8 protein-coding genes are annotated in these 11,939 nt (G+C 63.8%); 4 read left to right on the plus strand and 4 right to left on the minus strand.

Annotation, left to right across the window (positions count from 1 at the left end):
• Positions 1-267: 267 nt before the first annotated feature.
• Positions 268-681: a hypothetical protein gene (locus tag ACMO9O_RS05335; protein ID WP_418982666.1), complete on the plus strand. Its 414-nt coding sequence runs from the start codon at positions 268-270 to the stop codon at positions 679-681.
• 60 nt (positions 682-741) lie between these two features.
• Here the strand turns inward: ACMO9O_RS05335 and ACMO9O_RS05340 are convergent, their stop codons facing one another.
• The 4 genes from ACMO9O_RS05340 to ACMO9O_RS05355 all read right to left on the minus strand — a co-directional run bounded on the left by ACMO9O_RS05340 (position 742) and on the right by ACMO9O_RS05355 (position 6,405).
• A complete protein-coding gene (locus ACMO9O_RS05340; RefSeq protein WP_418982667.1) occupies positions 742-2,775 on the minus strand; it encodes a transketolase family protein in 2,034 nt (677 codons plus the stop codon).
• A gap of 165 nt (positions 2,776-2,940) precedes the next feature.
• The gene (clpX, locus tag ACMO9O_RS05345; RefSeq protein ID WP_418982668.1) at positions 2,941-4,215 is read right to left on the minus strand and encodes an ATP-dependent Clp protease ATP-binding subunit ClpX; all 1,275 of its coding nucleotides are present in this window, start codon (positions 4,213-4,215) and stop codon (positions 2,941-2,943) included.
• A gap of 5 nt (positions 4,216-4,220) precedes the next feature.
• Positions 4,221-4,889, minus strand: coding sequence for an ATP-dependent Clp endopeptidase proteolytic subunit ClpP (clpP, locus tag ACMO9O_RS05350; RefSeq protein WP_418982669.1), 669 nt, complete (start codon positions 4,887-4,889; stop codon positions 4,221-4,223).
• A gap of 190 nt (positions 4,890-5,079) precedes the next feature.
• The gene (locus ACMO9O_RS05355) at positions 5,080-6,405 is read right to left on the minus strand and encodes a trigger factor (RefSeq protein WP_418982671.1); all 1,326 of its coding nucleotides are present in this window, start codon (positions 6,403-6,405) and stop codon (positions 5,080-5,082) included.
• Positions 6,406-6,570: 165 nt separating this feature from the next.
• Here ACMO9O_RS05355 and ACMO9O_RS05360 point away from each other — a divergent pair, with 165 nt between their 5' ends.
• The 3 genes from ACMO9O_RS05360 to ACMO9O_RS05370 are packed head-to-tail and all read left to right on the plus strand — an operon-like array spanning position 6,571 to position 11,935.
• Entirely contained in the window at positions 6,571-7,371 is an 801-nt protein-coding gene (locus tag ACMO9O_RS05360; protein ID WP_418982770.1) for a glutaminyl-peptide cyclotransferase, read from the plus strand.
• Positions 7,368-10,982: a methionine synthase gene (gene metH / locus ACMO9O_RS05365; protein WP_418982673.1), complete on the plus strand. Its 3,615-nt coding sequence runs from the start codon at positions 7,368-7,370 to the stop codon at positions 10,980-10,982. Before ACMO9O_RS05360 ends, metH begins: the two co-directional genes overlap by 4 nt.
• Positions 10,979-11,935: a methylenetetrahydrofolate reductase gene (locus tag ACMO9O_RS05370; RefSeq protein ID WP_418982674.1), complete on the plus strand. Its 957-nt coding sequence runs from the start codon at positions 10,979-10,981 to the stop codon at positions 11,933-11,935. The genes metH and ACMO9O_RS05370 overlap by 4 nt, the downstream gene beginning before the upstream one ends.
• Positions 11,936-11,939 lie beyond the last annotated feature (4 nt).

The following is an 11,939-nucleotide window of genomic DNA, read 5'->3' on the forward strand; positions in this document are numbered from 1 at the left end:
GATTCCGGATGAATAAATAAAAACATATAAAATGGGAAAAATTGGCTGTTGGAATAAAAAAAGCTGTTTTAGCGATTTTTTATTGTGGTTTGCAATCAGTCAAATCTTTCCACATTTCCCCGCGTGACAGGCGGGGCGACAAAGATACGGCGAAATTTGCGAAAACGCAAATAAAATCGTCCGTTCGGAACGGCAGCAGGTCCGGTTGCCTGCGGCCGGAAATTTGCTATCTTTGCAGTAAGAGACATTTAACACATCCGCCGAATGATGAAAAAATTTTTGCTGGCCCTCTTTCTGGCGGCCGCGCTGGCAGGGCTGAGCGCCTGCGACGACAACGACAACGGTTACAATAACGGTTCCCTCTACTCCCGGATCGTGGGAAGAAGGTGGATCGGCGATCTGGGCATGACCGACCGCTACAATATACCCCTCGAAAGCGGCGTCTACTTCGGCTCCGACGGATTCGGGACCGACGATCTCTACTACTACAACAACGGCGGTTCCGCCGGGACCCTCAACATTCTCTGGGACGCCTACGGCGGCACGATCTACATCGACTACGGCCGCGAAGCCGCGCCGCGCGAGGTGCGCAACGTCTATTTCTTCCACCCCTACGAACTGACGGGCGACCTCTATATCTACGGCGTCTATTACGGTTCGACCGTATTGTATATGGAGTAAGCGCAGGTCTGCAAAAAGAAAGCCCCGGCATTGCCGGGGCTTTTCCGTATCGGGAGCATCCTATTTCTTACCAAGCAGTTCCTTTACCTCGGCAGCAACAGTAGCACCATTATAACCGAACTGCTCGTCGAGCACCTTGTAGGGCGCGGAGTAGCCGAAGTGGTCGAGGCCGTGGATCACGCCCTGCTCGCCCACAAGGCCCAGCAGGTTGACCGGCAGGCCCGAAGTCAGTCCGTAGCGCGGCACACCGGCAGGCAACACCGCCTGTTGATAGGATCGGGGCTGATCGCGGAAAAGGCCCTCGCTCGGGACGTTCACCACGCGCACGGCGATCCCCTCGGCGGCAAGTTGCTCGGCCCCTTCGACTAACGTCGCCACCTCCGAGCCGGTAGCGACCAGCACCGCGGCGGGTTTGGCCGCATCCATCACGACGTAACCGCCTTTGGCCAGCTGCGCGGCCTCCTCGCGGCGGCTGCGGCCGAGCGTCGGCAGATTCTTGATATTCTGACGCGAGAGGACCAGCGCCACGGGGCGGTGCTCCTCCAGCGCGAGTTTCCACGCCGCGATCGTCTCCTCGCCGTCGGCCGGACGCAGGACGACCATCGAGCGCTCGCCGTGATGGTTTTTCAGATGCTCCATCAGGCGGATTTGCGCCTCGTGCTCCACGGGCTGATGCGTCGGGCCGTCCTCGCCCACGCGGAACGAGTCGTGCGACCAGATATAGATCACGTGCAGCCGCATCAGCGCCGAGAGACGCACGGCGGGCTTCATGTAGTCCGAAAAGACGAAGAACGTGCCGCAGGCCGGGATCACGCCGCCGTGCAGCGCCATGCCGTTCATCACGCAGGCCATCGTCAGCTCCGAGACGCCCGCCTGGAAAAATTTGCCGCTGAAGTCGCCCTTGGCAAATGCCTTTGTCTTTTTGAGGTAGCCGTCGGTCTTGTCCGAGTTGGAGAGGTCGGCCGAGGCGACGATCAGGTTGTCGACCTGGCCGGCCAGCACGCCCAGCACCGTCGCCGAAGCGGCGCGCGTGGCCATGTCGGCCTTCATCTCGATCGACTTCCAGTCGATCTCGGGCAGCGTGCCCGCGAAGAAGCCGTCCAGCTTGCGGGCCAGGTCGGGATGCTCACCCCGCCACGACTTCTCGACGGCGGCCTGCTCGGCGGCCCAGGCGCGCAGCGCCTCGCTCCGCTGGGCGAACGCCTCGCGGCTCTCGTCGAAGACGGCGAACGGATGCTCCGGATCGCCGCCCAGGTTGCGCACCGTAGCGGCGAAGTCGGCTCCGGCGGCCGAGAGCGGCTGTCCGTGGGTCGAGACCTTGTCCTCGAAGCTCTCCCCGGCGGCTCCGCGCGCTCCGCGCCCCATCACCGTGCGTCCGATGATGAGCGTCGGCCGTTCGGTCTCCGAGATCGCGGCCACCAGCGCCTCGCGGATTTCGTTGATGTTGTGTCCGTCGATCGAAAGCACGTTCCAGCCCCACGCCTCGTACTTCATGGCCACGTTCTCCGTGTCCACCTCGTCGACCTTGGTCGAGAGCTGAATATTGTTCGAATCGTAGTACATGATAAGGTTCGAAAGGCCCAGATGGCCCGCGATGCGGCCCACACCCTGCGAAATCTCCTCCTCGACCGCACCGTCCGAGATGTAGGCATAGGTCTTGTGCGCCGTCCACTCGCCGAAGCGGGCCGCGAGGAAGCGCTCGGCGATCGCGGCGCCCAGCGCCATGGCGTGTCCCTGTCCCAGCGGACCCGAGGTATTCTCGACCCCCCGCGCGACATCGGCCTCGGGGTGTCCCGGGGTCGCGCTGCCCCACTGCCGCAGCGACTGCAAGTCCTCGGTCGAGTAGTGTCCGGCCAGCGAGAGCACCGAATAGAGCATCGGCGACATGTGGCCCGGATCGAGGAAGAAGCGGTCCCGGAAGGGAGCGGCCATGTTGTCGGGATCGTAACGCAGGAACTCGGTGTAGAGCACCGTGATGAAATCGGCTCCGCCCATCGCGCCGCCGGGATGGCCCGACTTGGCGCGTTCGACCATGGCGGCCGACAGGATGCGGATGTTGTCGGCGACGCGCGTGAGTTTGGAATTGGTAGACATATCGGTTCGAATGGTTAGGTTCTCCGGCGAAAGGGTCCCGACGCCCGCCGGCATCGCTGCGCCCCACTTCGAATCATCATGTGGCAGGCGCCGCTAATCGGCAAGGTCGGACGAATTTCCAACCGGAAATTATCTTTTTCTTTGCAAATATAACTATTTTATCTACTATCCAACCTTTTTCAGGCGAACAATATTTGTTTTTTCGATCTTTTCCTTTGCATAAGGTAAAGTGACGACGAATTTCCGGGCGCCGGTCGAGGGGATCTCGAACATGGTGTCCATCATCACCGCCTCGCAGATCGACCGCAGGCCGCGTGCCCCCAGCTTGAATTCGACGGCCTTGTCGACGATGTAGTCCAGCACCTCCTGCTCGAAGACCAGCTTCACGCCGTCCAGCTCGAACAGCCGCACGTACTGCTTGACGATGGCGTTGCGCGGCTCGGTGAGGATCGAGCGCAGCGCCTCGCGGCTGAGCGGCTGCATATAAGTCAGCACCGGCAGACGCCCCACCAGCTCGGGAATCAGCCCGAACGACTTCAAATCCTGCGGGGTGACGTACTGCATCAGGTTCGAACGGTCCACCGGGTCGGCATTGAGTCGGCCGTAGCCCATCGCACGGGTGTTGAGCCGCTGGGCGATCTTCTTCTCGATGCCGTCGAACGCGCCGCCGCAGATGAAAAGGATGTTGCGCGTGTCGACCTGGATGAACTTCTGCTCGGGGTGCTTGCGGCCCCCCTGGGGCGGCACGTTGACCACCGTCCCCTCGAGAATCTTGAGCAGCGCCTGCTGTACCCCCTCGCCCGATACGTCGCGCGTGATGGAGGGGTTGTCGCCCTTGCGGGCGATCTTGTCGATCTCGTCGATGAAGACGATGCCCCGCTCGGCCTGCTCGACGTTGAAGTCGGCGACCTGCAGCAGGCGCGAAAGGATGCCCTCCACGTCCTCGCCCACGTAGCCCGCCTCGGTGAGCACCGTGGCGTCGACGATGGTGAAGGGGACCTTCAGCAGTTTGGCGATCGTGCGCGCCATCAGCGTTTTGCCCGTGCCAGTGGGTCCCACCAGCACGATATTCGACTTGTCGATCTCCACCTCGTCCTCCTTGGGCGCGTACATGAGCCGTTTATAGTGGTTGTAGACCGCCACCGACATATAGCGTTTGGCGGCGTCCTGACCGATCACGTACTGATCGAGGAACTCCTTGATCTGCGCGGGCTTCAACAGCTCCTCCATCTTCAGCGGCGCGGCCGGTCCGCCCGCGCGGCGGCCGGGGACCAGGTCGTTGTCGATGATCATCTTGTAGCCGTTCTCGATGCACTTGTCGCAGATGTTGGCTCCCTCCATCCCCTGGAACATCACCTCCACATCGTCGCGCTTGGCCCCGCAGAACGAGCAGCGCTCGTCGCCGGGTCCGTTCTTCCGGTTGTTTCTGTTCTGTGCCATGCGTCCTATTTTTCCCGTTTGGCCAATACCTCGTCGATCAGCCCGTAGTCCTTGGCCTCCGAAGCCGAAAGCCAGTAGTCGCGGTCGGCGTCGCGCTCGATCTTCTTGACCGAGACGCCCGAGTGGGCGGAGAGGATTTCGTAGAGTTCGCGTTTGGTCTTCTGAATCTCGCGGGCCGTGATCTCGATGTCGGAGGCCTGTCCCTGCGCGCCGCCCAGCGGCTGGTGGATCATCACCCGCGAGTGGGGCAGCGCCGAACGCTTGCCCGGAGCGCCCGCCGTCAGCAGCACCGCGCCCATCGAGGCGGCAAGCCCCGTGCAGATGGTCGCCACGTCGGACCCGACCAGCTGCATCGTGTCGTAGATGCCCAATCCGGCCGAGACCGACCCGCCGGGCGAGTTGATGTAGATCTGAATGTCCTTCTCGGGGTCCACCGACTCGAGGAACAACAGCTGGGCCTGGATGATGTTGGCCGCGTCGTCGTAGATCGGCGCACCGAGGAAGATGATGCGGTCCATCATCAGACGCGAGAAGACGTCCATCGTGGCCACGTTCAACTGGCGCTCCTCGATGATCGTCGGCGAGACATAGGACGCGCTGATCGACTGGAAGTCGTGCAGTTTGAGCGAACTGATGCCGCAGTGCTTCCGCGCGTATTTTTCAAATTCTGACATAATATGATTATCTTTTTCTTTGCGCTTCCCGCACCCCTCCCGCCGCTTCGGCGGCCGAGTCGTGACCGCGCCCCGCATCCCCAAACGCGGAGGCGGTGCGCAGCCGGGCGGGTCTTATTTGCCACTCACAAAAAGGACTTTGCAAACATCACGCCTGCAAAGTCCAAAGTTACGCTTTTTTCGGCAAATCCTAAAGCTCCTTTGCCATTTTAGCGAAATCGTCGGCAGATACGGCCTTTTCCGTCACCGTGATCTTGGACTTGACGTCCTCGACCACCTTGACCTCGTAGAGCTTCTCGTAGACCTTCTGTCCCTGCTCCTTGTCCGCGAGGATGCGTCCCGCATACTCCTCGAGCATGTTGTCGGGAGCCGACGGCATGCCGTACTGGGCGAACTGGGCGGCGGCGAGCGCCTTGGCCTCGGCGGTGGCCTCTTCCTTGGAAACGGTCAGGTTATCGGCCTTGATGAAGTGCTTCTGGAGGTAGTTCCAGGTGAACATCTTGAGGAACTGGTCGAAGTCCTTCTCGATCTGCTCCATGGTGAACTTGCCCTCGTTGATCGTGTAGAGCCAGCGTTTGAGGAACGCTTCGGGCATCTTCAGCCCGGCCTTTTCGATCAGGTAGTCGCGCACCTGAAGCGTGAAGAGGTAGTCGCTCTCGCGCGAAAGCTCCTGCGCGATGCGCTCGTCGATGAACTTTTCGAACTCGGCCTCCGAAGTGACGTTGCCCATCGGGAAAGCCATCTTGAAGAACTCCTCGTTCAGCTCCGGCTCGGCGAACTTGCGGATCTTGGTGATCTCGAGCGTGAATTCGGGGTTGATACCCTCCAGCTCGCTCTCCTTGACCTGAAGTACGGCAGCGCGCTGCGACGGGGTCTTGTAGAGTTCATTGACGTTGACCTGCGTCTTGAAGCCCACCTTCTGCCCGATGAAGGGCTTGCGCTCCTCATCGCTCATCGAGATCAGCCCCACGTAGGCGTCGGCCACGTTCATCTCGCCGTTGTCCAGCGTCACGGTGAGCGCCTCGTCCGAGGTCACCTCCTCGGCGTCGACCAGCCGGCCGTAGCCGCGCAGGAAGTTGGCCCGGTAGTCGTCGTGCATCTTCTTGTCGATCGCAATGCGGTGGTAGGTCAGCTTGTCCTTGTCCGACAGCTCGAGCGCGATGGCCGGAGCCTCGCCCACCTCGAACACGAACTCGAACTGCGTGCCGTTCTCGAAGTCGAAGTCGCCCTGCTCCTCCGAGGGGATGATGTCGCCCAGGTAGTCGATGTTCTCCTTCTGGAGGTATTCGAATACGGCGTTGGACGCCGTGCGGTACGACTGCTCAGCCAGCACACCCTTGCCGTACATCTTGCGGACCAGCCCCATGGGAACCATGCCGGGACGGAAACCCGGAATGTTGGCCTTGCGCCGGTATTCGCGCAGCTCCTTGTCGACGGCTTCGCGGTAGTCGGCCTCTTCGACGGTGACCCGCACCAGCGAAGCGTTCTCTTCGCGTTGTTCTCTTACGATCTTCATAATGAATGGATTCTATTTGTTCTTTGTCGTTTTCCGTTTTCGAATCGGGTGGCAAAGGTACGAAATTATTCCGTCAGCCGCAAATAGTTCCCATATAATATGATCAAATTATGATATGTGAATCCCTTTTCGTACCTTTGTAAGCTATTTTGCCGTTATCGGATGATGAAGAACGTTTTGACCCTCCTGCTTTCGGGACTTCTGCTGGCCGCCTGCGGACAGGGAGCCGCCCGCGGCAAACGCCCCGCGGCCGCGGCCGTTCCCGCCGAACCCGTACGCTACACATACGCCGTGCGGGCGGTCCACCCCCACCTGACCACCAGCTACACGCAGGGGCTGCAATTCGTCGACGGCACGATGTGGGAGGGCACGGGCCAGCACGGCGAATCGGTCCTACAGCGCATCGACCTTGCGACGGGCAAAGCCTCGATCGTGGCGCGCCTGCCCCGCACCGAATTCGGCGAAGGAATCACCCTTTTAGACGGCAAAATCTACCAGCTCACCTGGCAGTCGAACAAAGCCTACGTCTACGACGCCGCATCGGGACGCAAGCTGCGCGAGTTCCGCTACGCGGGCGAGGGGTGGGGCCTGACCACCGACGGGCGCAAACTCTACCTTTCGGACGGCTCGGCCGCCATCCACACGATCGACCCCGCCACCTTCCGCCGCGAAGGGCACGTGACGGTGACCTACCGGGGCGAACCCGTGCAGTATCTCAACGAACTGGAGTGGATCGACGGCCGCATCTGGGCCAACGTCTACACCACCGACCAGATTGCGATCATCGACCCCGCGACGGGCTTGGTCGAGGGGGTGGTGGACCTTACGGGACTGCTGCCCGAGGAGGATATGACGCCCGCGACCGACGTGCTGAACGGCATCGCCTACGACGCCGCGACGGGGCGTATCTTCGTCACGGGCAAGAACTGGCCGAAACTCTTCGAAATCGAAATTATCCGCCAATGACCGAAAAGCTATACGACGCACTCGAGCGGCGCATCCTGCTGCTCGACGGCGGCCTGGGGACGATGATCCAGCAATACGGCCTCCGGGAGGAGGACTACCGCGGCGAACGTTTCGCCGCCTGGCACGTGCAGCTCAAGGGCTGCAACGACCTGCTGAGCCTCACGCAGCCCACCGTCCTGACCGAAATTCACGAGAAATACCTCGCCGCCGGCGCGGACATCGTCACCACCGATTCGTTCAACGCCAATGCCGTCTCGCTGGCCGACTACGGGCTGGAAGAGTATGCTTACGAGATGGCCCGCGCCTCAGCCGCCGTCGCCCGCGCTGCGGCGGACCGCTTCACGCTCAGCAACCCCGCCCGGCCCCGCTTCGTCGCAGGGTCGATGGGTCCGACCAACCGCACCTCCTCCCTCTCGGCCGACGTGGCGAACCCCGCATCGCGCGAGGTTACGTTCCGCCAGCTGGTCGCGGCCTACACCGATCAGGCGCGCGGTCTTCTGGACGGCGGCGCGGACATTCTGCTGATCGAAACGGTCTTCGACACGCTCAATGCCAAGGCGGCGCTCTACGCCGTCGACCGCCTCGCGGAAGAGACGGAGCGCGCGATTCCGGTGATGCTCTCCGGCACGCTGGCCGACAAGAGCGGCCGCACCCTCTCAGGGCAGACCGTCGAGGCGTTCTGGGCTTCCGTGTCGCACGCGCGGCTGCTCTCGGTCGGCTTCAACTGCGCCTTCGGGGCGCGGCAGCTGCTCCCCTACCTCGAGCGGCTGGCCGCCGTGGCCGCGACGCGCATCTCGGCGCACCCCAATGCGGGGCTTCCCAACCTCGCGGGCGGCTACGACGAGACGCCCGCGATGTTCGCCCGCGACGTGAGCGAATACCTCCGGCGCGGCCTGGTCAACATCGTCGGGGGGTGCTGCGGCACGACCCCGGCCCATATCTACGAATTGCAGAAGATCGTGGGCGGCTACGCCCCGCGGACAGTCCCCGCACCGCGGCACGAGACCGTGCTGAGCGGGCTGGAACCGCTCAGAATCGTCCCCGAGGCGAACTTCATCAACATCGGCGAGCGCACCAACGTCGCCGGGTCGGCCCGCTTCGCGCGGCTGATCCGCGAGGGCAGCTACGAAGAGGCGCTCTCGGTGGCCCGGGCGCAGGTCGAGGCGGGGGCGCAGGTGGTCGATGTCTGCATGGACGACGGGCTGATCGACGGCCCCGAGGCCATGCGCACGTTCCTCAACCTGATGGCCTCCGAGCCGGAAATCGCCCGCGTGCCGACGATGATCGACTCGTCGGACTGGCAGACGCTGGTGGCGGGGCTGGAGGTGACGCAGGGCAAAGCCGTGGTCAACTCCATCTCGCTCAAGGAGGGCGAAAAGGAGTTCCTGCGCCGCGCCCGCGAAATCCGCCGCTACGGCGCGGCCGCGGTGGTGATGCTCTTCGACGAGCGGGGGCAGGCCGACACCTTCGAGCGCAAGATCGAGGTGGCCGGGAGGGCCTATAAACTTTTGACCGAGGACGGATTCCCCGCCGAAGACATCGTTTTCGACCCCAACGTGCTGGCCGTCGCCACGGGCATTCCCGAGCACGACGGCTACGCCAAGGCGTTCATCGACGCCGTGCGCTGGATCAAGGAACACCTGCCCCACGCAAAGGTCTCGGGCGGCATCTCAAACCTCTCGTTCGCCTTCCGCGGCAACAACGCCGTGCGCGAGGCGATGCACGCGGCGTTCCTCTACCACGCCATCCGCGCAGGGATGGATATGGGCATCGTCAATCCGCAGCTGCTGCGGGTCTACGACGACATCGACCCCGCGCTGCTCGAACGCGTCGAGGACGTGATCCTCTGCCGTCGGGCCGACGCCGCCGAACGGCTCGCGGAGTATGCACAGCACAACCGCACCGACATCGCCGCCCAGCCCGCCGCGGCCGACACCTGGCGCTCGGGGACGCTCCGCGAACGCATCGACCACGCCATGCTGCGCGGCGTGACGGACTTCGTGGCGGAGGATACGCTGGAGGCTTACCGCGAACTGGGCAATCCGCTGGCGGTGATCGACACCTGCCTGATGCCCGCGATGGAGCGTGTCGGCGCGCTCTTCGGCGAGGGAAAGATGTTCCTGCCGCAGGTCGTCAAGACCGCCCGCGTGATGAAGCGCGCCGTGGCGGCGCTCTCCCCCTATATCGAGCAGGGTGCGGAGCGGACCGGAAACGCCGGCAAGGTGCTGATCGCCACGGTCAAGGGGGACGTGCACGACATCGGCAAGAACATCGTCTCGGTGGTGATGGCCTGCAACGGCTTCGAAATCCGCGACTTGGGGGTGATGGTCGCCGCCGAGCGGATCGTCGACGAGGCCGAGGCGTGGGGCGCGCAGTGCATCTGCCTTAGCGGCCTGATCACCCCGTCGCTCGACGAGATGGGGCGCGTCTGCGCCGAACTGGAGCGGCGCGGCCTGTGCATCCCGGTGGTGGTGGGCGGCGCGACGACCTCCGACCTGCATACGGCCGTGAAGATGGCCCCGCTCTACTCCGGCACGGTAGTCCGCTCGGCGGACGCCAGCCGCAACAGCCGCATCATCGCCCGCCTGCTCGGACCCGAAGGCGCACAATATGCCGCCGAGATTCGCGCCGAGCAGCAGGCGCTGCGCGAGGAGTATGGCCGGCGCACGCAGACGCGCGACCTTCTCCCGCTCGCCGAGGCGCGCCGCAAGGCCGCCGAACGGCCCCGCCACACACCCGTCGAACCGCTCCACGCGGGGCGCATGGTCTTTCCCGACTTCGACATCGCCGATGCCGAACATTTCATCGACTGGAACTTCTTCTTCCCGGCGTGGGGGCTTAAAGGGCGCTACCCCGAACTGCTCGACCACCCCGAAAAGGGACCCGAGGCGCGCAAGCTCTTCGCAGACGCACAGGCGCTGCTGGCCCGCATCCGCGACGAGCGGCTGCTGACGCTTCAGGGGGTCGTGGGCATCTTCCCGGCCCGCGCCGAGGGCGACGACATCGTGGTGACCGACCCCAAGGGACGCGAACGGCGGCTGGCCATGCTCCGCAACCAGACCCCGGGCGAGGAGAACCGCTCGCTGGCCGACTTCCTCGCCCCCGCAGGCGACTGGATCGGCTGCTTCGCCCTGACCGCCGGCATCGGGCTGAAAGAGTTGTGCGAAAAGTTCCGCGCCGCGGGCGACGACTATTCGGCCATCCTGGCCAAACTGCTCGCCGACCGCCTCACCGAAGCGTTCGCCGAAGCCGTGCACACCTTCGTGCGGCGGCAGATGTGGGGCTACGAGCGGGGCGAAGCGCCCTCGCCGGCCGCCGTGCTGCGCGGCGACTACCGGGGCCGCCGCATGGCGTTCGGCTACCCCGCCACCCCCGACCATTCGCTCAAACGCGAGGTCTTCGACCTGCTGGCCGTCCCGGTCACCACGGGCATGAAGCTCACCGAAAATTATATGGTCGACCCCGGCGAGGCGCTCTGCGGCCTGCTGCTCGCCGATGCGGACTATTTCGCCGTCGGACCCGTCGACGCGGAACAGGCCGAGGAGTACGCCCGGCGCCGCGGCCTGACACTCGAAGCGCTCAAAAAGATCATCCCGAACAACCTCGCATGAACGTCGTAGACATACTCCGCGAAGCCATCGCCTCCCGACGCACCCGGTTCGCCTTCGAACTGCTGCCGCCCCTCAAGGGCGACGGCACGGGCGGCGTCTTCGCCGCCATCGACCCGCTGACCGATTTCGACCCGGCCTACGTCAACGTCACCTTCCACCGCGAGGGCGTCAAGCAGACGCGGCTCGCCGACGGCAGCGTGGAGGAGCACGTCGTGCGCCGCCGCCCCGGCACGGTGGGCATCTCGGCGGCCATCCGCAAGCGCTACGGCGTCGAGGTCGTGCCGCACCTGATCTGCGGGGGGCTGTCGAAATACGACATCGAGGACGCGCTGATCGACATGGACTTTCTGGGGCTGCACAACGTGCTGGCGCTGCGCGGCGACAAGTCGAAGAGCGAGCGCAGCTTCACGCCCCATCCGCAGGGACATGCCCACGCCGTGGATCTCGTGCGGCAGATCGCGGCCATGAACCGCGGCGAGTTCGTCGACGGAGAGGTCGAGGTGTGCCACCACTCCCGCTTCTCGATCGGCGTGGCGGGCTACCCCGAGGCGCATTTCGAGGCACGCGACATCACCTCCGACATTGCGCACCTGCGCGAGAAGATCGACGCGGGGGCCGAATACGTCGTCACGCAGATGTTCTTCGACAACCGCCGCTACTTCGATTTCGTGCGCCGCTGCCGCGAGGCGGGGATCACGGTTCCGATCATCCCCGGGATCAAACCCCTCTCTACGCTGCGTCACCTGGAGATTCTGCCCCGCACGTTCAGCGTCAGCCTGCCCGAGGAGTTGGTCCGCGAAGCGCAGGCGCACCCCGACGCCGTGCGGGAGGTGGGTATCGCGTGGGCCGCGGCACAGGCCCGCGAACTGAAAGAGGCGGGCGTCCCGGCGGTTCATTTCTACACGATGGGCCGCACGGACAACATCCGCAAAATCGCAAAAGCCGTATTCTGATTTC

This window comes from Alistipes sp., assembly GCF_048465635.1.
Taxonomy (GTDB): domain Bacteria; phylum Bacteroidota; class Bacteroidia; order Bacteroidales; family Rikenellaceae; genus Alistipes.